The 23,977-nt window shown below is 35.9% G+C and carries 21 protein-coding genes, 1 pseudogene and 1 other annotated feature; of the genes and pseudogenes, 12 read left to right on the top strand and 10 right to left on the bottom strand.

From position 1 onward, the window contains the following. The coding region (locus ACIQ7N_RS22830; protein WP_402936437.1) for a hypothetical protein at positions 1-199 on the bottom strand (199 nt) is incomplete at its 3' end. A gap of 433 nt (positions 200-632) precedes the next feature. Here ACIQ7N_RS22830 and ACIQ7N_RS22825 point away from each other — a divergent pair. Further along, a pseudogene (locus ACIQ7N_RS22825) lies at positions 633-767 on the top strand (VOC family protein); the annotation flags it as partial. Positions 768-898: 131 nt separating this feature from the next. Here the strand turns inward: ACIQ7N_RS22825 and recQ are convergent. Next, on the bottom strand, positions 899-2,668 hold the full coding sequence (recQ, locus tag ACIQ7N_RS22820; RefSeq protein WP_132362417.1) for a DNA helicase RecQ: 1,770 nt from the start codon (positions 2,666-2,668) through the stop codon (positions 899-901). A gap of 8 nt (positions 2,669-2,676) precedes the next feature. After that, the gene (locus ACIQ7N_RS22815) at positions 2,677-3,804 is read right to left on the bottom strand and encodes a TcaA NTF2-like domain-containing protein (protein ID WP_402936435.1); all 1,128 of its coding nucleotides are present in this window, start codon (positions 3,802-3,804) and stop codon (positions 2,677-2,679) included. 457 nt (positions 3,805-4,261) lie between these two features. Here ACIQ7N_RS22815 and ACIQ7N_RS22810 point away from each other — a divergent pair, with 457 nt between their 5' ends. Continuing rightward, a complete protein-coding gene (locus ACIQ7N_RS22810) occupies positions 4,262-4,810 on the top strand; it encodes a MarR family winged helix-turn-helix transcriptional regulator (RefSeq protein WP_402936440.1) in 549 nt (182 codons plus the stop codon). Positions 4,811-4,813: 3 nt separating this feature from the next. Beyond that, positions 4,814-5,773 (top strand): alpha/beta fold hydrolase, encoded by a 960-nt coding sequence (locus ACIQ7N_RS22805; protein ID WP_402936433.1) that lies wholly within the window; start codon positions 4,814-4,816, stop codon positions 5,771-5,773. Positions 5,774-5,845: 72 nt separating this feature from the next. Here the strand turns inward: ACIQ7N_RS22805 and ACIQ7N_RS22800 are convergent, their stop codons facing one another. From ACIQ7N_RS22800 to ACIQ7N_RS22790, 3 genes are all read right to left on the bottom strand, one after another. After that, entirely contained in the window at positions 5,846-7,018 is a 1,173-nt protein-coding gene (locus ACIQ7N_RS22800; protein ID WP_402936431.1) for an MFS transporter, read from the bottom strand. A gap of 160 nt (positions 7,019-7,178) precedes the next feature. After that, a complete protein-coding gene (argS, locus tag ACIQ7N_RS22795; protein ID WP_402936429.1) occupies positions 7,179-8,858 on the bottom strand; it encodes an arginine--tRNA ligase in 1,680 nt (559 codons plus the stop codon). A 34-nt stretch (positions 8,859-8,892) separates the two neighbouring features. Continuing rightward, positions 8,893-9,113, bottom strand: a binding site (T-box leader). An 81-nt stretch (positions 9,114-9,194) separates the two neighbouring features. After that, positions 9,195-10,223, bottom strand: a complete 1,029-nt coding sequence (locus tag ACIQ7N_RS22790; RefSeq protein WP_402936427.1) for a hypothetical protein — start codon at positions 10,221-10,223, stop codon at positions 9,195-9,197. Between the two features lie 197 nt (positions 10,224-10,420). On the opposite strand from ACIQ7N_RS22790, the gene ACIQ7N_RS22785 reads away from it, so the two are divergent. The 4 genes from ACIQ7N_RS22785 (at position 10,421) to ACIQ7N_RS22770 (ending at position 15,003) form a co-directional block, all read left to right on the top strand. Then, on the top strand, positions 10,421-10,972 hold the full coding sequence (locus ACIQ7N_RS22785) for a sigma-70 family RNA polymerase sigma factor (RefSeq protein ID WP_402936425.1): 552 nt from the start codon (positions 10,421-10,423) through the stop codon (positions 10,970-10,972). Then, entirely contained in the window at positions 10,953-11,348 is a 396-nt protein-coding gene (locus ACIQ7N_RS22780) for a helix-turn-helix transcriptional regulator (RefSeq protein ID WP_402936423.1), read from the top strand. The genes ACIQ7N_RS22785 and ACIQ7N_RS22780 overlap by 20 nt, the downstream gene beginning before the upstream one ends. Further along, on the top strand, positions 11,335-12,576 hold the full coding sequence (locus ACIQ7N_RS22775; protein ID WP_402936421.1) for an FtsW/RodA/SpoVE family cell cycle protein: 1,242 nt from the start codon (positions 11,335-11,337) through the stop codon (positions 12,574-12,576). The genes ACIQ7N_RS22780 and ACIQ7N_RS22775 overlap by 14 nt, the downstream gene beginning before the upstream one ends. 822 nt (positions 12,577-13,398) lie before the next feature. Then, positions 13,399-15,003, top strand: a complete 1,605-nt coding sequence (locus tag ACIQ7N_RS22770) for an ABC-F family ATP-binding cassette domain-containing protein (RefSeq protein ID WP_100541926.1) — start codon at positions 13,399-13,401, stop codon at positions 15,001-15,003. Positions 15,004-15,081: 78 nt separating this feature from the next. On the opposite strand, the gene ACIQ7N_RS22765 is transcribed toward ACIQ7N_RS22770, so the two are convergent. Together ACIQ7N_RS22765 and ACIQ7N_RS22760 are read right to left on the bottom strand one after the other, a co-directional pair. Next, complete coding sequence (locus ACIQ7N_RS22765) at positions 15,082-16,425, bottom strand: MFS transporter (protein WP_402936419.1); 1,344 nt, start codon at positions 16,423-16,425, stop codon at positions 15,082-15,084. Between the two features lie 42 nt (positions 16,426-16,467). After that, positions 16,468-16,779 carry an AMP-binding enzyme gene (locus ACIQ7N_RS22760; protein WP_402936417.1) on the bottom strand — a complete coding sequence of 104 codons (312 nt, stop codon included), beginning with the start codon at positions 16,777-16,779 and terminating at the stop codon, positions 16,468-16,470. A 241-nt stretch (positions 16,780-17,020) separates the two neighbouring features. Here ACIQ7N_RS22760 and ACIQ7N_RS22755 point away from each other — a divergent pair, with 241 nt between their 5' ends. From ACIQ7N_RS22755 to ACIQ7N_RS22745, 3 genes are all read left to right on the top strand, one after another. Then, positions 17,021-17,644, top strand: coding sequence for a TetR/AcrR family transcriptional regulator (locus ACIQ7N_RS22755; protein WP_402936415.1), 624 nt, complete (start codon positions 17,021-17,023; stop codon positions 17,642-17,644). A 424-nt stretch (positions 17,645-18,068) separates the two neighbouring features. Continuing rightward, positions 18,069-19,067 carry a S66 family peptidase gene (locus ACIQ7N_RS22750; protein ID WP_402936413.1) on the top strand — a complete coding sequence of 333 codons (999 nt, stop codon included), beginning with the start codon at positions 18,069-18,071 and terminating at the stop codon, positions 19,065-19,067. Positions 19,068-19,302: 235 nt separating this feature from the next. Next, positions 19,303-20,112, top strand: a complete 810-nt coding sequence (locus ACIQ7N_RS22745; RefSeq protein ID WP_402936411.1) for a S1C family serine protease — start codon at positions 19,303-19,305, stop codon at positions 20,110-20,112. 245 nt (positions 20,113-20,357) lie between these two features. Here ACIQ7N_RS22745 and ACIQ7N_RS22740 read toward each other — a convergent pair whose 3' ends face one another. After that, complete coding sequence (locus tag ACIQ7N_RS22740) at positions 20,358-20,558, bottom strand: cold-shock protein (protein WP_004230088.1); 201 nt, start codon at positions 20,556-20,558, stop codon at positions 20,358-20,360. A 224-nt stretch (positions 20,559-20,782) separates the two neighbouring features. Continuing rightward, positions 20,783-21,064: a DUF1033 family protein gene (locus ACIQ7N_RS22735; RefSeq protein ID WP_248719081.1), complete on the bottom strand. Its 282-nt coding sequence runs from the start codon at positions 21,062-21,064 to the stop codon at positions 20,783-20,785. Between the two features lie 127 nt (positions 21,065-21,191). On the opposite strand from ACIQ7N_RS22735, the gene ACIQ7N_RS22730 reads away from it, so the two are divergent. Together ACIQ7N_RS22730 and ACIQ7N_RS22725 are read left to right on the top strand one after the other, a co-directional pair. Further along, a complete protein-coding gene (locus ACIQ7N_RS22730; RefSeq protein ID WP_132364828.1) occupies positions 21,192-22,919 on the top strand; it encodes a globin-coupled sensor protein in 1,728 nt (575 codons plus the stop codon). Positions 22,920-22,963: 44 nt separating this feature from the next. Next, positions 22,964-23,245 carry an acylphosphatase gene (locus ACIQ7N_RS22725; RefSeq protein ID WP_402936409.1) on the top strand — a complete coding sequence of 94 codons (282 nt, stop codon included), beginning with the start codon at positions 22,964-22,966 and terminating at the stop codon, positions 23,243-23,245. The last annotated feature ends 732 nt before the right edge of the window (positions 23,246-23,977 follow it).

Here is a 23,977-nt window from a genome sequence, read left to right as displayed (position 1 = left end):
TCATACCGATTAAAGCATCATTTAACCTCGGAAAACGAGTAATTTTGTACATCCTTAAACGAGCAAAAATGTACATATAGGTGTTGACATTTATAATCACCTCTTTATACTTTATATTGTGTCGGCCATCATGTTGCTTGGTTGCTGCCGCTTCGCTTTCGCACAGACAAAAAACATGTTGCTGCCGCTTCGCTTTCACACAAAAATCTGCTGGCCTATACACAAAGCCGACCCTAGACCCGTTGTAGCGAAAAAGCGACAACTACAATTATGCCCAGTCAAAATACTCTCGATATTTAGCCGTTTTCAATGGATTTTTTCATTTTTTAAATAACGTGTATAGAAAATAATAAACAGTTTATACTATTAAAGATTTCACTTCAAATCCAATGACAAGGAGGGTTAACCCGATGAGTGGGGCTGACCGGTAACTCAGAAGGACCATCAAAGCTGGATAAAGCTAAAGCACAGTTGTCTTAAAGAATTTTAAGATGAATGCGGAAGCGAGGCAGTGTGTCATGGAGCACTATAAGTAAGTGAGAATCAAGCCCGGAATAATAATTATTCCGGGTTATTTTTTGTTTAATCACCTCATTAGCAATAAAAAATTAACATTTAAAGAAAGACAGGAGTTTGAGCCTAAGGATGAATATAAAGAACAACAAGTGATGTTGAATTTCCAAGTACATAATTTAACCGAGACTATTAACCATCTTGATCAAATTGGTGTACCTCTTGAAAAGGAAAAGGGAATCAGTAAATTCTGAAAGTTTATTTGGATTAAGGATCCTGATGGTCGACTAATCGAGCTTTGGGAAAAATAGCGGTTGTCATACTTTGTAAAATAAAAAGGAGGTGCAAAATTCCTTTGAATTAAGCACTTCCCTTTCTTCCTAAATCATGTTGTTTTCAAAAAAGAGTGAAGAGCATCGAAGAAACGCTTACCGTATTTTTCGAATTTTACTTCACCAATCCCACTAACATATCGTAAATCTTCTAGTTCCGTCGGTTTTTTGTCACATAAATCACGCAATGTTTTATCAGAGAACACAACAAATGGTGGTACTTGTTCTTCATCCGCAATCTCTTTACGTAATAATCGTAAATGTTCAAATAACGGATCATTGTCAACAAGCTTACGAACAGTAACAGCTTCTTTTCGCATGACCTGTCGATTCCCGAGTAGAACTTCTTTGCCTTCCTCTGATACATAAATAGTTGGAAAAGTGCCATGTTTAACGGCAAGTACACCCTCAGCAATTAAAAACTCAATAAAGGTTGAGACATCCTTTGAGGAATATTGTCCTTTTAAAATGCCATAGGTAGACAGCCTTGCAAAGCCAAATTCCGAGACCTTTTGATTTTTTGAGCCAATTAACACTTGGGCCACCATCGTCTTACCAAATTTTTGCCCCATCCTTACAACACATGCTAATACCTTTTGTGCATCTACCGTCACATCTTTGACTTCTCGCCCATCATTACAATTACTACAACGACTACAAGGTGCCCCTGCTTTCTCGGCAAAATACGTTAAGATGGCATTTTGTAAGCAGCCTTCCGTATGACAATAATCAACCATCGTTTGTAGCTTCGCTAATTCCTGTGCAATGCGTGTTTCATCCTGCGTCTGTTCAATTAAAAAGCGCTGTGTTTGAACATCACCTGATGCATAAAGCAAAATACAGGCACTTGGCAAGCCATCACGTCCTGCACGTCCCGCTTCCTGATAATAGCTCTCCATATTGCGTGGCATTTGATAATGAATAACAAAGCGTACATTACTCTTATCAATACCCATTCCAAATGCATTGGTTGCTACCATAATGCGTGCCTCATCTTTTAAAAAGCGCTCCTGCTCAGACATACGCTTGTCCTCTGACAGGCCCGCATGGTATTTTGCCACAGCTTCGCCCGAGCGACTTAAAAGCTCATAGATTGCGTCTACAGCCTTTCGTGTAGCTGCATAAATAATGCCTGCTTCATTTTTATTTTTCACTAAATAGTTTTTAATATAACGCTCTTTGTTTTCACCAATTAACACCGAGAAAGATAAATTGTCGCGTGAAAAGCCGGTAATCACCGTAGATTGCTCATCAATCCCTAATAATTGTCTAATATCGTCACATACAGCCGGTGTAGCTGTTGCTGTAAGTGCTAAGACAGTTGGCTTTTGCGGCCATAATGTAAATAATTTTTGGATTGCTCGGTAACTTGGTCTAAAATCATGCCCCCACTGAGAAATACAGTGTGCTTCATCCACCGCAAGTAAAGGGACTGATAAATTCGATAATACCTGTAAAAATGTTGCACTCTCTAATCGCTCAGGTGCTATATAAAGAAGCTTTAAATAACCTGCACTCGCTAGCTGCATTGTTTCGTTCACTTCTTGCACGGTTAAAGTACTATTTATATACGCGGCCGGAATATTTGCAGCACGTAATGCTTCTACCTGATCTTGCATAAGAGAAATTAACGGAGATATGACGACTGTAAGGCCATCTAGCATGAGTGCCGGAATTTGATAGCAAATTGATTTACCTCCGCCAGTTGGCATCACACAAAGACTTGATTGACCTCGTAATGTTTGTTCAATAATTGGTTCTTGTCCATTGCGAAATGAATCATAGCCAAAATGATGTTGTAGCATTTGTCTTGCTTGCTCCATCCAACTTTTCACTCCTCTGTTGTTAGGCGAATAAGCTTATACTCGCCCTGTTCATTTTTATTTATTTCATATACCATCATAGAGTTCGCAAATGCCTCTTGACCAGCAGAATTTGTTAGTACATATTCTATATTGGCACGAATAACAATAGTTTGGCCCTTCATGCTGATGTTTTTAATCGATGTATTGTAAAAACGAATTTTCGCTTGCTTAGTTGCGTAATGCGCTACCATATTATCCAGCGTGCTTTGTAAATCGTCTGAACCTACAAAAGCCTTCATGACACTAGCATCATGATTTTCAACAGCCGCTTTTAAATGCTTATAAAATGTATCTAAAAAAAGTTTTACCTCATCGGCATTATAAGCAAAAATATTTTTCCCGTATTGTTCAATAGCTTGCTGGACTGCTTCTTTATCGCCTTGTTCAATATATGGATTTAAGTTTTTGGATTGGCTTAGTCGATCACTTGTCTTCATAGTACCTGAGATCCATTCATCCAATAACTGTACAATATCTTTATAGGGTAATATAAACGGCTGTGATCCACCGTTTTGCTGGCGTTTAAAATAGATGCCCACAAGTTCACCATTCTCTGCTTCTAGAACCGGGCTCCCAATAAGTGTATTTTGTTTTGCATCTATGTAATAAGCTGCTACGCTGTCACTATATTTTTTAATGATGTATGGTAAGCTATCAACATAAACAGCTAACTGATTTAATTCACCTTTATAGACGTTCGGCACCTTTACCGATGCGTTATATGGTACTTCTAAAATGGCTATATTATAAGCGGTAGATATATAGTGCACCTCGGCTTCCATCAGTTTATCATTATTAAATTGCACGAGCGCAACTGGCTTGGAAGCGACGAGCGCACCATTTGTCAAAATATAGAGCTTCGTGTCTTCTTTTTTAATAATGACTCCTGCACCGATTCCGTTCTCCCCAACTACTTTTACTTCTGGTACAATTTTTTCTTGCTGCTTCGTCACAGCTTTTTCCGATTTTACATCGGTCTTTTCAGTATGAAACACCTCTGCCAATGTTTCATTTCCACAGCCCGTTAATAATAAAGCTGTTGCTCCAAGAATGAGCATCTTTTTCCGCATACGTTCACCAAAACTTTCTATCAAATCTGCCTCTGCAAAGGCACGATGTTGGTCACTTTAGCATTCAAGTTCAAAGCCTAAGTTCCGCTATCTTAGCGGTTATTTGTAAACCCGCAACAATAACCTCACCCTGCACCCACTTATCAGTGGTGATGACTTTTAGAGCTAAATGCCAGTTAAACATCTTTCTTTACTATCATAAACAAGGTTACAAAACGTTTCAAGTTTACATAATAATATTATTTGTGGATATGTGTTATAAAAATATTGCTCTTACCTTTTAGCCAATCCGTTATACCTATAAAAAACATCTCTTTTTTACATTTGCTATGAAAAATGGCTTATAATTTGCGCTTAAAATGTTATTAATAAAAGAAGTCTTCTTACTAATATGACCGTTCATAAATTTTATAGACAATATATTGTCCATTTTGTTATGATGAATTTAGACAATGTATTGTCTAAAAGAAAGGACTTCTTTATGAACAATGACTTATTTCTAATGCAACAAATATATTCAGCCCTCTTTTCTGTTGGCAATAAAATTCAAGTACAATCCGATCAATATTTAGAAAAACTAACATCTAGACAATTTATGGTTATTTTAGCTATTGCCCATTTACCTGAAGATCAAGCATCGTTCAACAATATCGCAAGAAAACTAGGAACGACTAAACAGAATGTAAAACAGCTAGTCACTACTATGAAAAATAAAGGCTATGTCGAAATTGCCCCTAGTCAGCATGATAAACGTGCGGTCAACACGACGATTACTACGTTTGGTAAACAAGTAGCGTTAGAGGCAGGAGAAAAAGGAACATATTTTTTAGCAGATCTTTTTAAAAATTTTTCTACTAATGAGCTCGAAACAATGTGGGCGCTATTAAAGAAGTTATTTAGTTTTGATGGTGAAGAACAAGATGGTTTTGAAGAGCGCAGTAACTTGACAATGGATGAAAATCAAATGGACATTCAGCTACAGGTTTTAAAGGAGTTTGAAAGACGAAGAAATCATATAGAGGGAGAATGAGAAATGAACAATAAATCCGAGAAGTTAATTAATAGTGAAGAATATGTCTCGGTTAACGGTGTAAATCATTATTTATTTCATTCAGGTACTAATTATGATAACCCAGTATTGCTTTATTTACATGGTGGTCCTGGTAGTGTTGAATCTCTTTTTGCCCATGCTTTCCAATATAAAATAGAAGAAACGTTTACGATTGTACATTGGGATCAGCGTGGTGCTGGAAAAACGCTTACTAAAAACCCCGATAAGTACCCTTCAATTGATGTGCAGAAATATAATAAAGAAAAGATTGTTTTACTCGGAAGGTCTTGGGGCACTATTTTAGGAAGTATATTTATCAAGCTATATCCTGAAGATATTGCTTATTATATTGGCGTGGCACAAGTTGTCTCCCTTCTTGAAAATGAGCGTGTTGCTTATGCAAAAATGAAGGAACAAATAGTAAAGGCAAATGATAAAAAAGCTTTAAAAAAGCTTGAAACTATAGGAACTTATCCAGGAGAAAAAATAATATTTGATCGTGAGTTTTTAAAGAAATGTAGGAAAATCCGAAAACTTCAAGGGCTATATGGTTTAGCCGTTAAGAGTGACCTTCCTGTTATTATATCAGCGTTTAAAAGTCCTATTTTTAAGTTATCGGATCTTTTCGCATTTTCGAAAGGACTAAAAGCAAATAGCAAAATCCATGAATTTTTAGGAGACTTTGACCTGGCGGCAGACTCCTCAGATTATAAAGTTCCCATTTATTTCATTTTAGGTGAGGATGACTGGCAGGCTCCCTACATTATTGCCGAAGAATACTTTAGTAAAATTAATGCTCCCCATAAAAAATTATTTATCATTCCAAATGCCGGTCATAGAATTATGATGGACCAAACCAACTTGTTCTCAGATACATTACTTCAGATATATAACAATGAACATTGTACGGAGACGTCTAGATCTTATAAAAGTTCATCATAAAAATGTGAACTAAAAGCCGATTATGGAGCTTTTAAAAAAAGACATGCTCGTACATTTAAGCATGTCTTCCCATTATTTTTTCTTAAGCATAAATGTTGTAGCAATTATGCCAATCATTAATAGTATAAAAATCAAATAGGTAAATGTATGGTTTCCAGTCACATCATAGCAATAGCCGATTAGTATTGGGATAATGGAGCTTATCATAAAGCCTCCTGAAAGCACCATAGATGACCAGCTATTTGCCTCCTCGTCATTTCTTGCCTCATCCAGTGGTAGCAATAAACCAATTGGAAATAAGCCGCTTAATACGATACCTATTATGAAAACGGCAATCCATAAAAAAGTCCCTGAGCCTAACCATAGCAACACAAAGCCAATCACGCCTAAGCTCCCTAAAGAAAAGAGCCAACCGATTCGACTGAACCATTTTTCCATTAGTATAGGAACCAAAATATTTCCAACCATTTGTACAATAGACATAAAAGTTAGCATAGAGCTTGCAGCAACAAGAGAAAAGCCCTTATCCTGTAATATCGGTGCTAGCCAAGACATTATTGAGAAGAACAAAGATGTTTGTATCCCAAAGTAAATTAAAATGGTCCAAGCACGTGCATTTTTCCAAGGATTTCGTGCTGCATTTTCTGTCAATACACCTGTCTCTGCCCGCTCTTGATTTTGTATTGCTAGTAACCATATACAAAGAGCAATAATTGCAAGTATTGCCCAACTGCCAAGCGCCATTGTCCAGCTCTCATGAAAATGATTAAAAAATGTTATGGTTAGTGCCGCACTCAATGTTGCCCCTGTTCCTATTCCAAAAGAATAAACACCTACCACGGTTGTAAAACGATTCGGGAATTTTTTCTTTATATAGGCATTTAAGATGGGTCCAATAAGTGCAATGGCAAATCCTGCAGCAAAACTTGTGACTACAAGTAGTGCATAACTTTCTTTTAAAAAGCGTAGCCCATTTGCAAATGCCAGGATCATTATTAAAAGCGTAATAGCTGTTTTTGTTCCGAGTTTCCTTTGAATAGGTACCGCAAATGGTGCAAAGAGACCCATACAAAACACCGGAATAGATGTTAAAAAGCTCATTTTTGTATTAGATAAATGGAGTGATTCCAAAAGTACATTAAATAGTGGTCCTATCCCTGTGACTGCTGGGCGCATATTGAGCGCAACGAAGAAAATACTAACAACCACAAGTACCATAGAAACACGCCATTGCTTGTTCTCCATACTTTCTAAATACCTTCTCTCTATTGATACGGTCAAAAATTCAACAAAATTTGTTAGACCTTTGAATTCTCACTATTTCCTTTTACCATTTTTTCTAGTATCGGTCAATTTAATGGTAATTATTAAAAAAATCATAAGACATAACGGCAGCTTACTATACTTACATTTTTTTTGGCGCTGCAATGCCCAATAATTCTAACGATTCTTTTAAAACAATGGCTACACAATGACAAAATGCTAATCGTGATGTTCTCTGGTTGTCATCAACCAATATTTTATTTTGAGCATAATATTTATTAAATACACGCGCTAATTGTAAGGCATATTTAGCAATTTGTGATGGATCTGCTTGCTCAAAAGCGTTGACAATTACATTCGGAAACTGTTCCAGTAATAACACAACTGGCCACGCTTGCTCCCCTAATGCTTCAAACGATACTTCGAAACTATGTTTATTTGCTTTTTCCAAAAGAGATGAGATACGGGCATACGTATATTGAATATAAGGCCCTGTTTCACCTTCAAAATGCATCATTTGCTCAATCGAAAAGTCAATATCATGAAGACGATCATTCTTTAAATCATTAAAAATAACCGCTCCTACACCAACCTGACGTGCAATGTTCTCTTTATCCACTAGATTTGGATTTTTTTCCTCGATATTTCGCTTCGCCGTAGCTATCGCTTCTTTTAGTACTTCTGCTAATAGAACAATCTTTCCTTTACGCGTCGACATTTTTTTACCGTCTTTTAGAATCATCCCAAAAGGTACATGCTGTAAGTCTTTTGCCCAATCGTATCCCATCTTCTCAATTACGTTAAATAGTTGTTTAAAATGAAGAGATTGTTCGTTCCCTACAACATAAAATATTTTTTTAGGATCATATTGTTGTTTACGATAAAAAGCAGCTGCTAAATCACGTGTAGCATAGAGCGTAGCACCGTCTGTTTTAGTGATTAAGCATGGAGGCATATTGTCTATTTCAACGACATACGCACCATCTGATTGCACAAGTAGATCTTTTTCTTTCAATTCTTTAACAACAGCAGTCATTTTGTCATTGTAGAACGCTTCCCCAGCGAAAGAATCAAAGTTTATCCCAAGCAATTGATAAATGGTTTTGAATTCTTCGAGTGATGCATCTCTAAACCATTGCCAAAGAGCTAAAGCCTCTCCATCTCCATCTTCTAATACTTTAAATGCAGCACGCCCCTGTTCATTGAGTGTTTCATCCTGCTCCGCTTCTTCATGGAACTTTACATATATTTTTAACAGTTCCTCTATTGGGGCAGCTTCAATTACTTTTTGTTCTCCCCATTTTCGATAGGCAACGATTAACTTACCAAACTGTGTGCCCCAGTCACCTATATGATTTATACGAATTGCTTGATAGCCATTTTTCTCAGCAATATTCGCCAAAGCATTCCCGATCACTGTTGAGCGTAAATGGCCCATGGAAAAAGGCTTTGCTATATTTGGGGAAGAAAAGTCTAAAACTACATTCCCTTTTGACTCCTGATGAGTCCCGTATAGATTTTCTTCTTTTACTATTTGGCAAAGTACTTGATGTGTAATCGTTGGCTGATGGTAAAATATATTGACGTAGCCACCTACTACTTGAACTTCTTGTATTAAATTACAGCTTAAATTGTGTTTTATGTCGGATGCGATACTGTTTGGAGATTTTCTTAATTTTTTTGCTAGTGTAAAGCAAGGGAATGCTACATCTCCTAAGCCCAAATTTTTCGGGCTTTCTAGTAGATTTTGAATGTCATTAACAGATAACTCATTATTTAATGCCACAGCGATTCTTTTCGCAATTTGTGTATGCATGTTCATTCTCCTCTCAATAAAAAAAGCCCCCATCTCTAAATATAGAGACGAGAGCATAGTTATCCCGTGGTACCACTCTAGTTGCCATATAAATATGACCACTTTCCATTGTTAACGAGGTGACTCCCCGATATTCTCTACTACTCATTCGAGAACCTTCTCCAAAGTGCGTTTCATTTATGGCCTCTGCATTAGGCTCACACCATCCCTAATTCGCTTTCCAGTAACTCCATAAACTACTCTCTTTTTCATCGAATTTGACTGTAATTTCAAAATATTCTACACGGGCTACTAATTATTGTCAACAGTCTTTTCGGAAATATCAAGAAGTAAATGTTTACATTAAAAATGTTCTGCTGAATAATTAACAATAACACTTTTTTTAGCTCGCCATACATTTCGGACCTTATTTTTCTTGACGTCATAGTACGAGAGTACGCTCTCCTTAGGTATTTCCAAAATACTATAACCCTTTTTTTCATCAATAAAACTAGATAAGAAATAAAACCCTTCTTTTTTTTCATCGTATTTAACAGAGCGAATGTTTGAATAAATATTACTACTATCTAATAAGTGTTTTACTTTTTTTGTTTTGATATCTATTTCAACAACATGCGAAATAGGACTGTCTATAGCTTCATCATAGCTGATAATTACAGAGTTAGCATCTGGTGCCAATGATGCGCCACTAATAAATCTTTCTACATCGGCTATATGTTTCTTTTTTTGTCCTTCCATATCATAAATATCTAAACTGTATTTGGTCGGTTGTAATTTCGTTTGATTTTTATTAACCTCGTCAAGTTTCTTCTGATCTTCGTCCTCGGAGAAAGAAACCACAATTAATTGATTATTATTCGGGTTATAATTAAAATCTAAAACACTGCTATCCTTGTTGTCTTCGTCCCATATTTGTATTTTCTGCGTTTCAAGATTATAGGTAGCCATATGAAAATTTTTAAGTTCATTTCTTAATAGCACTCTCATAAAGATAATTCTTTGCTCTTTGTCTATTTGGATAAAGTCAACGTTATGAAATACAGTGGTTAATTGTTTCATTTGATTCGTGTTTAGGTCATTTTCAAATAATTGTATTGTATGATCTGAAATGCCATCAGCAAAATGCAAAATATTAGTACGTTCAGAATAAGCGAAAGCAGTAAAATCCGTCGTTTCCTTACTAAATAGTACTTTACTTTTATTTTGACTCTGATCAAAATGATAGAATGTAAACTTCAAACTTTTAGGATCAAACACATTGATATAAAGTTTAGATTCTGAGGGATTATGATCATTAATTGAAAATATTTTTTTACTAAAGACAATGCAAATCATTACGGTAATTATCAAAATTAATGTAAGTCTCTTCAAGATCTCCTCCCTTTCTACTATAAAGTTTGCTATTTCGCCCTACTATTTAATGTACCCCTCATCCTTACCTGCTAGAACTCTTCCTAAAGGTTATTTGGCTTACGAGTACTCACAACACATATACACGCTTTTTTATAAAAGTAAAACCAGTATTATTTGGCAATCGTCTAATAAATGAACACGTAAGGAGGTACGATATGGAGGAAACAATAACAGCAAGCGGTTTATCACGAGATCAGGTGATTGAGGAGCTAATGTCCAATTATGGCCAAGCGATTCTGCAGCTTGTTTATACATATGTACATGATACTGCTCTTGCTGAAGATTTGACGCAAGAGATTTTTATCAAGTGCTATAAGGCTCTCTCAACATATCAGGGGCATGCCAGTTTGAAAACTTGGTTATGGCGCATTGCTATTAATCATTCAAAGGACTATATAAAGAGCTGGTACAAGAAAAACGTCGATGTTATCGAAACGAATGTGTTAGAGGAAACGTTAGAAACGAGCGATTTGCTTGAGCAAGTTGTGAAAAATAGTGAGGACGAGGCGTTATTTGACTTAGTAATGGCACTCCCCGTTAAGTATCGTGAACTTATTTATTTTTATTATTTTGAGGACTATTCGATCCAGGAAATTTCTAGCCTTTTATCATTGAATAATAATACGGTGAAAACAAGACTTCGTAAGGCACGTTCCTTGTTACAAAAAGCGTTAGGAGGGAATCCATTTGACGGAAACACGTTTTAAACAAGCTATGAAAAATCAATTTAAAAAGATGCAGTTTACAGAGACGCATAAGGAAGCTGTGCGCAAAGGCATTCATGAGGAACTTTCGGATCAGGTGCTGTTACCGATGCTACAAACGATGCGCTCAGGTTATGAGATTACGCAACTTCTATTTACAAAAAACAAAGAGATAGTTAGTTTAAATGAAGGGATCATCTATGCTTCGCTGCATCGCCTTGAACAGCAACAACTCATCATAAGTGAATGGTACGGGAACGAAAAGCGATATATTCTTTCACGTAAAGGCGTTAAAGTGCTGACAAAGCTTAACAAAGAAACAGACAAGCTCCCTTCTCTTCAGCTATTACTGAAGGAGGTACGCTATGCGAACGATTAAAGAATTTATTCAACAAGTAAAGGGTCATATCCGTAACAAGGAGGCACATGAAGCTGTTGAAAAGGAGTTAACCTATCATTTAGCGAAGTCAAAACAGGCTTGGCAGGAAAAGGGCTATAACGATGCGGTTGCGGAACAACAGGCTGTAAGTGAAATGGGTAATGCGACTAATCTCGGCGTCTCACTTAATCAGATTCATCAGCCGAAAATCGATTGGCTACTCGTTATTCCATTTGTGCTGGCAGCGATGTGTAGCTTTTTACCGCTCCTACCAGCTGAGCTCTGGTTACGACATTTTATCATGCGTAATGTCGTCATTGTTATTGGTGGGATTGCTGTGACAATTTTCTTAACGCGACTCGATTTCCGCAAGCTAGAGCGCTATTCCACGCATATGTATGTACTAGGATGTCTCGTATTTCTTATTATCTTAAATGGTAATCAAATGATGAATGATGTGATCTTTTTTCAGGCAGGTCCCCTTGAACTTAAAGGTTGGATGACATTGCCTCTCTTTTTAATAGCATTTGCGGGATTTTTTGCTAAACAAAAAAAATCATTATGGTGGTTGCTCATTCTTTATTCTATCGGTGCATATTGCTACATACGATTGCCGGACTTTTCATTATTCTGTACGTACACGGTGATTGTTGCCATATTATTTTATGCGAGTAGCTTTTCTCGCAAACAAAAGCTAGCCTGTACCGTAACTTTTAGTTTCCTATTTGTTGCCTTAATAAGCTACTTAATGGTTGTGCCTTTAGCCCCCTATAACCTCCCACTGGCTCGAATGAAGACTATATATATACCAGGTTTAGAAGATAATGGTGTATCCTATATTTCAACCGTGATGAAGAACCTCACATGGTTTGGCAACAGCAAGGTAATATGGGAGATTGAGGCACATACTAATTATGTATTACTGACGATTTTACAAATGTATGGAATTATTGCAGGAGTAGCTGTTGTATGTCTTCTTGGCTTCATCATTTTCCGTATAGCATACACACTAGCCTCCATTCATAACGAATACGGTCGTTTATTAATTGTAGGTGGCCTTGCCTATGTCACAACGCAAATTATATATCACATACTTATGCTTTTCGGACTTGTCCCCCTCATGTCAATGCCACTCCCATTCATTAGCCATGGTGTTTTTCCAATGCTACTAGGAAGCGTTGCTATAGGCTTGACACTTAGTATTTATCGAAGAAAATCATATATTTAATGTTTTTATGCAATTTAAAGTAACCTTTTACCAATCTATCTATAAAAGGTTACTTTATTTATAGTAAATTAATTGCCCCTTAACTATATGTCTCTGAAATTATGTGAGAATTTATCAAAAAAGTTACCCAATTACAGGTAGTTAAATTTCATTAAGTATCGATATTATTTAGGTAAATAAACAGGTTCTGTGTACATGAAAACTGATATAAATATGCCCACAGTTACTATAAATAAGGCAATTTTCTGTAATAATGAAAAGTCTCGGAATTTTTTATTTTGAAAAGCAAGATCAGCAATTATCGTTAATAGAAAAGCTACAAACAAAACCTCCAAAGCTCTATTAAGAAATGAAATATTGTATATAGCAATTGCTATAATTGCTATTAATGAAAAGATAAACTGCCTAAAATATTTGTTTCTTAATAGCATTTCATCACCTCCACATCCCCTTGTATTACCAATAAAGTATTTACATTTGATATATATGTGAATACAACTTTAAATATTTACCTTAGGAGGGAATCATGAGAAGTTTACTTTTATTGCTGGTATGATAGCAAATTTAATCAGAAGTAGGGATGAGGAAATAATGTAGTTAACTCATGCCCTTCTTACTAGAGGGCTTTCATTATTATTACGCGTTCTTTACCTTAGTGACGTTAAAATACATATAAAAGTAGCTGATTTGCATTTTCACACTCTCCTATTCCACTCAAACACTCGAGAACCAATAACACAAACGTTGATTTAATAATGTTTATAGACTATGGTACATATTTCATGATATACTAGTGCCATTGTGAAAAAAGGAGGAACTTGCATGATTCAAGTAAGTAATGTAGGTCTTCGCTATGGCGATCGTAAACTATTTGAAGACGTAAATATAAAATTCACACCGGGGAATTGCTACGGTTTAATCGGAGCAAATGGTGCTGGTAAATCAACATTTTTAAAAATTCTTTCTGGTGAAATTGAAGCACAAGAAGGTCACGTATCAATGGGTAAGGACGAACGTTTATCAGTCCTTAAACAAAACCACTTTGAATACGATGAATTTAATGTATTAGATACAGTTGTTATGGGGAACAAACGTCTTTGGGAAGTAAAATCTGAAAAAGACGCTATCTACGCAAAAGAAGACTTTTCTGATGAGGATGGCATGCGTGCTGCTGAATTAGAGGGTGAATTCGCTGACCTAAATGGTTGGGAAGCTGACTCAGAAGCAGCAACATTATTAAACGGATTAGGGATTGGCGACGAGCTTCACTATATGCTAATGGCTGACCTTGAAGGTTCTGACAAAGTCAAAGTATTGTTAGCACAAGCTCTATTTGGTAAGCCAGACGTTCTATTACTAGATGAGCCTACCAACCACCTTGACTTAAAAGCAATCCAATGGTTAGAAGAATTCTTAATTAACTTTGAAAATACGGTTATTGTCGTTTCCCATGACCGTCACTTCTTAAACAAAGTATGTACACATATTGCTGACCTTGATTTCTCTAAAATCCAATTATATGTTGGTAACTATGACTTCTGGTACGAGTCTAGCCAACTAGCACAAAAAATGATGGCAGACCAAAACAAGAAGAAAGAAGAAAAGATTAAAGAGCTACAAGCATTCGTTGCTCGTTTCTCTGCGAACGCTTCAAAATCAAGCCAAGCCACTTCTCGTAAAAAAATGTTGGATAAAATCGAGCTAGACGACATTAAACCTTCTAGCCGAAAATATCCGTTCATCAACTTCCAAACTGGACGTGAAATCGGTAATGATGTGTTAACGGTGGAAGGCCTTACAGCAAGCAATGAAGGCGAAACACTATTCAAAGATATTCGCTTTTCAATGAACAAAGAGGATAAAATCATTTTACTTGGTAATCCAATGGCAAAAACGGCTCTTCTTGATATTCTAATGGACGAAAGAAAGGCAGATGCTGGTACATTCAAATGGGGCGTAACAACATCTCAAAGCTACTTTGAAAATGATCACGATAAATACTTCGAAGGTTCAGAGAAATCATTAGTGGAATGGTTACGCCAATATTCTCCTGATGATGAAACAGAAAGCTTCTTACGCGGCTTCTTAGGTCGTATGCTATTCTCTGGTGAAGAAGTGAAAAAATCTCCTTCCGTTTTATCAGGGGGCGAAAAAGTTCGTTGTATGCTATCAAAAATGATGCTTGCAACAGCAAACGTTATTTTACTGGATGAGCCAACGAACCACCTTGACCTTGAGTCAATCCAAGCATTAAACGAAGGACTTATGCGCTTCAAAGGTGCAATGCTCTTCACATCTCATGACCATCAGTTCATCCAAACAATTGCAAACCGTGTCATCGAAATCCGTGAAGACGGTACAATTTTAGATAAACTATTAACTTATGATGAATTCCTAGAGTGGAAAGATAGCCAAGGCTTAAACTAAAGAACAAAACAGGGTTCTCCTATTCAAAAAGGAGAACCCTGTTTTTTTAAATTCGCTTTCGTCAAAGTATGATCACTATTACTTTGACGTGGTTGTCATTGCTACTTCCACTTGTGCATCTGACATGCGTTTATTTTCTTGTATTTTCTCGTCAGTTTCTTCATATTGAGTAATCATCCGTGTATCTGGTGAAAATACTGCAAGTAGCAGTGATAACAATAGCCCCGCCATCATTAATCCACCAAATAAATATGGTGATGCCCCATATTCTGTTGCTAAAGATGTCCATAGCATTGGTCCAAAACCGACGATTGCCGCAGCGATTTGATAGCCAAAGGATAGCCCGGTGTATCGAACATTCGCAGGGAATAATTCAGAGAAAAACGTACCTTGAGTCGCAAAAATGGCTGCCCAGACGACACCAAGTAAAATGATTTGCAATATAAAGAAATTAGTTGAATTAATTGGAATCATTACGAAATATGGAATTGCTAGTAGTAGCATTGTGATAAGGCCGCCAATATAAATTTTCTTTCGACCTATAAAATCTGAAAAATACCCAACAAGTGGAATTGTGACAATCATTGTTGCACAGCTTAACGTTAGAGCAAATAACGCGACATCCCTTGTATAGCCTATATACGTAGTTGCATACACCAATATAAACGACATTAAAAACACATTAAAGAATCCATCCCCTATTTTTAATCCAATAATGCGGAAAATATCTTTTTTGTTATATTTAAAAACTTGGACAATTGGTAATTTAGCTAATTCGCCATTGTCTTTTTTACGTTTAAATTCTGGTGTTTCTTCAATCCCACTTCGAATCCATATAGCCAGTACTATTAAAACTGCGCTAAATAGAAATGGTAAACGCCAACCCCAGGCCATAAATTGGGCTTCTGTCGTTAATGAAGAAATAAGTGTAAAACTAAATGTCCCTAACACTAAACCGATTGGTACACCAAGCTGTGGAATAGAACCAAAAAAGCCACGCACACCCTTTGTAGCTGATTCAGTAGCTAGTAACACGGCACCACCCCATTCACCACCAAGTGCAATCCCTTGAATAAGTCGCAAAATTACTAATAGCGTTGGCGCGAGTAACCCCACTTGTGCATACGTAGGTAATAAACCTATCAAAAAAGAACTACCGCCCATTCCTATTAACGTAAGCATAAGCGAGGCTTTCCTTCCGACACGATCACCCATATGTCCAAAAATTAAACTGCCAATTGGACGAGCTGCATACCCTGCTCCAAACGTAGCAAATGCAATTAAAATCGAGATTGCTGGATTAGTCGAAGGGAAAAAAAGTGTTGTAAAAACTAATCCCGTTGCAGTACCATACAAATAAAAATCGTACCATTCGATGACTGATCCTGCTAAACTTGCTAATAATATCTTCACATTTTTCATAAAATCCCTTCTCTCTACAGTCAATTTTTTATGTCATTCGCTTTAACTAAAACTAGCGTTACGTAAAACATGTTTTTGAATTTTTCCGACAGGTGTACGTGCCTTAAATTTTACGAGGGCGTTCTCGACATACGCTATCAAATCCTCTTCACTCATATTTGCGCCTTCTTGTAAAATAACATACGCTTTAATAGCTTCATCACGTATTTCATCGGATACAGCAATGACGGCTGCTTCATATATAATCGATGCTCTGTTAGTATACTCTTCATTTCTCGCTGCCACATTTTCACCTGAACGTTTAATCATATCCTTTATACGATCAACGAAATAAAAATAACCATCTTCAATCAATACGAGCGTTATCCCCAGTTAATAGGTTGTTGCTCTATTCTCTCCCTTCGTTCTATTCCAAATTAAATCCATGATATCCCCCTTCTTTAATTAGTTTCATAGACTATAGTCTGTATATTAATTGGCAAAACAATTATTTGTCAATGTTTTTTCAAATAATTCAGAAAATAAGGTCGTTAGTTGAATACGTTATATGCTAAAGTTAAATAGACTATCTCTTGGAAATTAGGTGATAAAGAAGATGAAAAAGACGCGAAAACTGCAGGCTCAAGAAACGAAAATACATATTTATTTAACAGCACTTAAATTGTTCGAAACGCAAGGCTTTGATCAAGTAACAGTTGATGAAATTGTGCAAAAAAGCAAAAGCTCAAAAGGTGCTTTTTATGGTCATTTCTCGTCTAAGTACGATATTTTCCTAGAAAAATTTAAAGAAATTGATCATTTTTACGAGGAATTTATAACTACACTGCCCACCAATCTTTCCTTCAAGGAAAAGGTTATCTCCTTAATTGATGCACAAATGAAATATTTAAAAGAAGATTTAGGAATGGATTTAATGCGTTCTGTTTACAAAAGCGGCTTAATTGAAAACGACGAAAACTTCTTTTCCAATTCTGAACGAGAATTGTATAAAATTTTACACTCATTTATACAAAAAGCTATTAAAGATGGTGAATTATCTGTACAAATAAATGTTCAACAAACCGTCATTTATATTAGTCGTTGTATGCGAGGTTCCCTTTATGACTGGTTAGTCTTTGGTAGAGATTTTGACTTATTACAAGAAAGCAAAGACTTTATTGCAATATTTTTAGATGGTTTATTATTAAAAAAAGGGATATCTATTAAAGAGACAAGATAAGGATGGTCAAACAACATTTGATCAAACAAAAAAAGGCACTTCCTATCTAACTTAGCTAGAAGTGCCTTTTTTATAATCGTTACTGCCATTTACAGTTACTTTTGCATGTAAATGCCACCCTCCCCACCATAGTGAGTTATGTCCTTACTTCGCTTTGCTCTAGCTTATCATCAGTTTCAGATGGTAATACTTGCAGAGTACTTTGTGCTGACCACTCATGTATAAAATCATCCACTTGTCGATACATTTAAACTCCACCCATTTTTTCTAAATTCCGGACTCTCACACAATTAAATTTACATAATATTATTATTTTTACTCTGTTATAACCCTAACTTTTTATATCTATTTCGTCAAAACAAGTATACGACTCTTTAAAAAATCATGTATAATAGCTTTTATCTTAAATTGAAAGAGGGTTTTTATGTTTTCCCCATTAAAAAAAGGCGATACCATTGGCATTTACTCGCCCTCCAAACCAGCTACAACTATTGCAAAAGCTCGTTATGAAAGAGGTAAGAAACGTCTGCAAGCACTTGGCTTTACGATTAAGGAAGGTTCATTAACTGGAAAAGAAGATTTTTATCGCTCTGGTACACCGAAAGAACGAGCAGAAGAGCTGAATGCACTACTTCGTGATCCCCATATCAAAATGATCTTACCTACTATGGGTGGTACTAACGCTAATAGTATGCTGCCATACCTAGATTATGAAGCATTTATGCAGAATCCCAAAATACTTATAGGTTTGTCTGATGTTACTGCTATACTTCTCGCAATGTATGCAAAGACTAGTATTCCTGTTTTTTATGGACCTTCTGTTGCTTCTACTTTTGGTGAATTTCCACCTTTTGTCCATTATACAGAGCAATATTTTAAAGATTTATTTTTACATTCATTATCAACTCCCTCGTATACTATGCCAATCCCACCTATTTGGACAGATGACCGACTAAATTGGTTAGAAAAAACGACTGAAAAAACTCAACATCATAATTCATGGATTACAGTGCAACATGGCACTGCTGAGGGACGTTTAATAGGTGGAAATATAAATACGATGTACGGCTTCATCGGAACACCTTACTTCCCTCACATAAATAAAGGAGATATTTTACTTCTCGAAGATACTTCTAAAACAATTGCGGTTGTTGAGAAAAACTTTGCTATGCTAAAACTACACGGTATTTTCGACAAAGCTTCTGCAATTATTTTAGGTAAACATGAACAATATGATGATTTAGGAACCGGAAGAAAGCCTTATGATGTGTTGCTAGAGCAACTAGATGGACGTACTATGCCTATAATGGCTGATGTTGATTGCTGCCACACTCATCCCTTGCATGCTATGCCCATAGGCTTACGTATACGTGTCAATGCAACTAGCAAAGAGATTACCTTTCTAGAAACCTGGTTTTCATAACATTCGTATAACCTACATACTTCACGTATAATGAAGACAAATAGCTAAAGTAGTCTAATTTGCAACTGTCTTTTATGATGGTATTCAGCTATCACACTCAGGGGATAATGGCAACAACGCTATTTTGTAAAAATATCGACCTTATCGTATAGATCATACAATGCTAACAACTGCGGCCCAAAAAAATTGATAAAAATTACTTGGGCGCTTTTCATTTTGGGTAAGGAGGGTTTTTATGAATGATATACATAGATCAACAACAGATGAAGAATTGACAGAAGAAGAATTGATAGAACTTGTCCTCGCTGAACAGCAAAAGGCGCTGGCACAAGAACAAGAAGAACCACTGCAAGGTAAAAAGCCTAAAAAACGAAAGCCAATTGTCAAATGGATTGTCTGGAGTATGGCATTTGTATTAATTTTGAATACCTTTGCTCTTATCTTTCAAATTTACTCCCCTCCAGCCCTTGAATTTTTGAAGGTGTCTGCTCGGCTATCAGCGCAAGAAGATATAAAAACCTATAAAAAAGCTGTAGTAGAGATCTCTACAGGTTCTAGTAAGGGCACTGGTTTTTCGATTTCTTCAGATGGACTTATTGTAACCAATGCACACGTTGTAGAAGATGCTCAATCATTATTCGTCATTTTTCCTGAAGAAGGTTTAATGGCTGCCAAGGTACTACAAAGTTTCCCTGACGTAGATTTGGCATTATTGCAGGTAGCTGGTGATGACTTACCTTCCCTCTCGCTTGCAGAAAATCCTAACTATAACAAAAATGAGCATGTCTATTTCATTGGTAATCCATTAGCCTTTACGGGCATTGCAAATGAAGGAACTTTACTGGAGTCAACTTTCGTTGATGATTGGCAGGAGCCTATTATGATGATGAATGCCCCTGTTTATCGAGGAAATAGTGGCAGTCCTGTTATAAATGCTGCTGGTGAAGTGATTGGAATCGTCTTTGCAACTGCTAAAAAAGCTCCATATGGTCGTGTTGGTTTATTTATTCCTGTAGAAGTGCTACAACGCATACTAAGTAAATAATCCAAAAACTTGCTTGTTCTCATACTAAAGAGACAGGCAATTTAGTTTGTTTACATAATAAAATTATACGAAAATGAAAAACTTAATTTTTGATCTGTATGAATGGTAGTATCTAAACTCTTTCATATAACAAGTCACTAGTAATCATATCTTGTAACTCTCTAATGTTCGAAGCATACAAAAAAAAGGCATCCTATATCAATAGGATGCCTTAATTTAACGAAAGTAATTTTAATTACTGAGAATTAAAGTTTAGTTACGTTAGCAGCTTGTGGTCCGCGGTTGCCATCTACAACTTCGAATTCCACTTTTTGACCTTCGTCAAGTGTTTTGAAACCTTCGCCTTGGATAGCTGAGAAGTGTACGAATACGTCGTTTTCACCTTCAACTTCGATGAATCCAAAACCTTTTTCTGAGTTAAACCATTTTACTGTACCTTGTTTCATTTAAGAAAACCTCCAAAAAATAAAAGTGAACAATATGTAATTTCTTCAACGAATGGAAAAAATTCACATATTACAAAGAGTACCGAACTAACGCGATCACTTTTTGTAATATGTGAATTCATGTTTCCGGTGAAGCAATTAAATTGTTAACTTAAGTATAACCGCCATTCATAATTTTGTCAAATAAAGAAAAATGTTTTTTTATTAATTTCTAAATTTTATTTCTATTTTCCAGATTTTAAAGCGATAATGCCGTGATATATTTGTACATCATCATCACAGGCTTCACAAAAAACACTTTCATCTTCTGACCAGAATGCCCAATATCCCTCTTCTTTCGTAGCCTCATTGTCGTATGTTAAACGGAAGTGCTGCAGTTTCGTTTGCAATGCTGACTCAAATTGCTCCTCCGATTCAAATGTTTCATTTGTTTGAATAAAAGCCTCCCAGCCTTCAAACTTCCACCAAGGCTCATAATCAGCTTTCATGTAAATGATTGTATACATATTTGCCACATTCCCTGCTGTAATAAGATATTTTCATTTTAGCAAACACATTTGAAATGTCTATTAAAACACTCTGTCATATGCTATTATTACCTTATTATTCATAAATTTTGGAGGTATTTTTTTTATGTTTTCAAGTATTCGACCTAAGGCCGAACTCGATGAATTATTAAAGCGTGGTACAAATTTAAATGCTACTGGTCGTTTTAATAAAACACTAGCATTTAACCATTTCAATGCTCAAGATGAAGAGAATTTAAAAACACTCTACAATAAATTAAAAGATATCACGCCTTCAATGAATGCTATTTTTAATAACTATTTAAGGGAAATCTCTCTTTCCTCTCAGCTAACGATTAGCGAAGAAAATATTAATCGATACTTAAATCAATTTTTCTTAGCTACTCGTGATGATGACTATGTAGATGAAACCGTTAAATTTTTTAATTTATTTAGAAAGAATCAATATGAGCCAGGAAAGTTAATCGTCGTCTTCAATCAATTTGCATTTTATATTACTACATACATTTTACATAATTTCGGTTTAAAACCTAATAAAGCGTTTGAATATATGAAATCTTTCCAATCAGCTGTTAATGTTGACCAAGAATTACTCATCGAAGTATTAACAGAACGTACTATTGAAAATGTAGTTGCTGAAATTTCTTCTTTAATGGATGTCAACGCAAAAATCATGTACATGAAAGATTTAGTATTTAGCCTAGATAAACAAAACGAAGAAATCCAGTCCTCTACCGCGGCAACTGAAGAAATTGCCGCTTCTATTAACGAGGTTGCTCGCATGTCTTCTCGTATTTCTGAAAAAACAACTGAATCTGTTGATCATGCTGTACAAGGAAAAAATGCAATTGAGCATGCCCTTTCTGAAATCTTTAAAACAGAAGAGACATTTACAACAATTGTTGAATCCTTTTCAGAGTTACAAAAGCGGGTAAATGATATTGAACATGTTGTAACATTAATAAACCAAATTGCCGATCAAACAAATTTACTTGCTTTGAACGCTTCTATTGAGGCTGCACGGGCGGGCGAACATGGTAAAGGCTTCGCCGTAGTTGCCCAGGAAGTTCGAAAGCTTGCTGAGGGAACTGTTTCAGCGCTAAGTGAAGTAACTGCAAATGTACATCATTTAAAAAGCTATTCAAACGATGTGTCAAACTCAATTACAGAAACGACTGAGATTATTAAAGATGCAACAGTAGAGGCTAAAGAATCGTTACCATTATTAAATGCGATTGTTAGTGCCATTGAAGGTATTAATCTGGATGTCACGAATACAGCTGCGATATCACAGGAACAGGCTGCAGCTATTGATGAAGTATCAGCAAGAATGATTGAAATTTCTAACCTTCAAGATGACATTCGCGAATATAGTCATAATACATCGAGTGATATTCATTCATTAGGGAAAGAAATTAATCGTTTCCGCAATGATATTATTGAGAATAATAATGTTCAGCTATCTTCTATAGCACTTTTACAATTATCAAAGGCCGATCATATTTTATGGAAATGGCGAATTTATAATATGTTCCTTGGTCTTGAAAATGTCGAGCCAAGTGATGTTTCTTCGCATACAGATTGCCGTCTAGGTAAATGGTATACATCCGCTCGCACTGTTGAACGTTTCGGACACTTACAGGAATATCGAGAATTAGACGCCTATCATTTACGTGTTCATGAATCGGCGAAGTTAGCAGCGGAAGCTTATAAGGTTGGGAATATTCAACAAGCTGAAGTTCATTTAAAAGAAGTAGATCAAGCTTCTAAGCATGTTCTCTATTTTATCAATAATTTAATCGTATATTTAGAAAAAGAACGTGTTATGCACTAAGCACCAAGGGGATTCTCCCCTCTTAACTAGTAGGAGGTGTTAGCTTGAACAAGCGAGCGCTTATTAAATTTTTCGGTGATGTTTACGGGACTGGCTATCGTTTTTTCATTAAACAGAAAGCGATTGAACTAGGATTAAAAGGATACTGTAAACTAAATAATCAAGATCAAATTGAGGTTGAAGTAGAAGGATCAAAAAAAGGGATAGATGAATTCTTAGTATTCGTTCAAAAGGGTGTTAGCCCTCAAGCAGATTCCAATTCATTTACTTTAGAGCTTTTTGATGATTTAAAAGGTTATACACGCATGGAGTCAGACATTGTTTAGTCTGGCTCTATTGTTTTTATAGTGTAGGAAGGCTATTGGTAATGGGCGATTATTAATGAATAGCATACGGATGATTTAAAATGACGTTGCTGGGGGCAAATTTAATTAGGATTGAGGTTAATTCCCCAGTCCTTTTTATTTTCCCTTCAAAAAAACACCAGCCGTATTTAGATGCCTTATTTAAAATAGCTACTTATACCATTCCACTGTTCTCATGCCAACTTTTATGGGTGATCCATTAAACTATATAGTAATGCATTTTTTAATACGTGTTGTGTTCGTTGCTGCATGTTCTCATTCCTCTTTTTATCTATGCTTTATTTAGTTGCTACCGCATTTAAAAGTAATTGTTTGTTATGGTCAGACATTACACGCCATTCTTTAACCGTTACTTTCATTTGCCCTCACATCCTTTCGAATTTTCGCTTCCAAACACTGTATGCAAATGGGAGCGTATGTAAAACACTTGCACGTTGATTTATCATTCAAATCCCAAAGTTCATGCGATACATCCATCGGGTTTCTTGTCATAATAAAAAGCCACATCTCATCATGAGGGCACTGAAAAACTTACGTTTTCATAAAAGCGAACCTTTTTCAGATAAAAATAAGGCACTTCTTGTTCAATTTTGAACAGGAAGTGCCTTATTTCTGTCTCTATTCCTTATTCATTTTCGTTTAGTAGCTTTAATATCCGTTTCAAATTGACAGCGAATATCGTTGTAGCACCTT

It is taken from the genome of Lysinibacillus sp. NPDC095746 (assembly GCF_044763535.1).
GTDB lineage: Bacteria > Bacillota > Bacilli > Bacillales_A > Planococcaceae > Lysinibacillus.
Note: the sequence above shows the minus strand (reverse complement) of the source record. Positions and strands in the feature narration are given on the sequence as shown.

Excerpts from the sequence above, each read along its gene's own strand:
- recQ (WP_132362417.1), bottom strand. The coding sequence starts at position 2,668 with ATGGAGCAAGCAAGACAAATGCTACAACATCATTTTGGCTATGATTCA.
- ACIQ7N_RS22810 (WP_402936440.1), top strand. The coding sequence starts at position 4,262 with ATGAACAATGACTTATTTCTAATGCAACAAATATATTCAGCCCTCTTT.
- ACIQ7N_RS22805 (WP_402936433.1), top strand. The coding sequence starts at position 4,814 with ATGAACAATAAATCCGAGAAGTTAATTAATAGTGAAGAATATGTCTCG.
- ACIQ7N_RS22800 (WP_402936431.1), bottom strand. The coding sequence starts at position 7,018 with ATGGAGAACAAGCAATGGCGTGTTTCTATGGTACTTGTGGTTGTTAGT.
- argS (WP_402936429.1), bottom strand. The coding sequence starts at position 8,858 with ATGAACATGCATACACAAATTGCGAAAAGAATCGCTGTGGCATTAAAT.
- ACIQ7N_RS22785 (WP_402936425.1), top strand. The coding sequence starts at position 10,421 with ATGGAGGAAACAATAACAGCAAGCGGTTTATCACGAGATCAGGTGATT.
- ACIQ7N_RS22775 (WP_402936421.1), top strand. The coding sequence starts at position 11,335 with ATGCGAACGATTAAAGAATTTATTCAACAAGTAAAGGGTCATATCCGT.
- ACIQ7N_RS22770 (WP_100541926.1), top strand. The coding sequence starts at position 13,399 with ATGATTCAAGTAAGTAATGTAGGTCTTCGCTATGGCGATCGTAAACTA.
- ACIQ7N_RS22765 (WP_402936419.1), bottom strand. The coding sequence starts at position 16,425 with ATGAAAAATGTGAAGATATTATTAGCAAGTTTAGCAGGATCAGTCATC.
- ACIQ7N_RS22755 (WP_402936415.1), top strand. The coding sequence starts at position 17,021 with ATGAAAAAGACGCGAAAACTGCAGGCTCAAGAAACGAAAATACATATT.
- ACIQ7N_RS22750 (WP_402936413.1), top strand. The coding sequence starts at position 18,069 with ATGTTTTCCCCATTAAAAAAAGGCGATACCATTGGCATTTACTCGCCC.
- ACIQ7N_RS22745 (WP_402936411.1), top strand. The coding sequence starts at position 19,303 with ATGAATGATATACATAGATCAACAACAGATGAAGAATTGACAGAAGAA.
- ACIQ7N_RS22740 (WP_004230088.1), bottom strand. The coding sequence starts at position 20,558 with ATGAAACAAGGTACAGTAAAATGGTTTAACTCAGAAAAAGGTTTTGGA.
- ACIQ7N_RS22735 (WP_248719081.1), bottom strand. The coding sequence starts at position 21,064 with ATGTATACAATCATTTACATGAAAGCTGATTATGAGCCTTGGTGGAAG.
- ACIQ7N_RS22730 (WP_132364828.1), top strand. The coding sequence starts at position 21,192 with ATGTTTTCAAGTATTCGACCTAAGGCCGAACTCGATGAATTATTAAAG.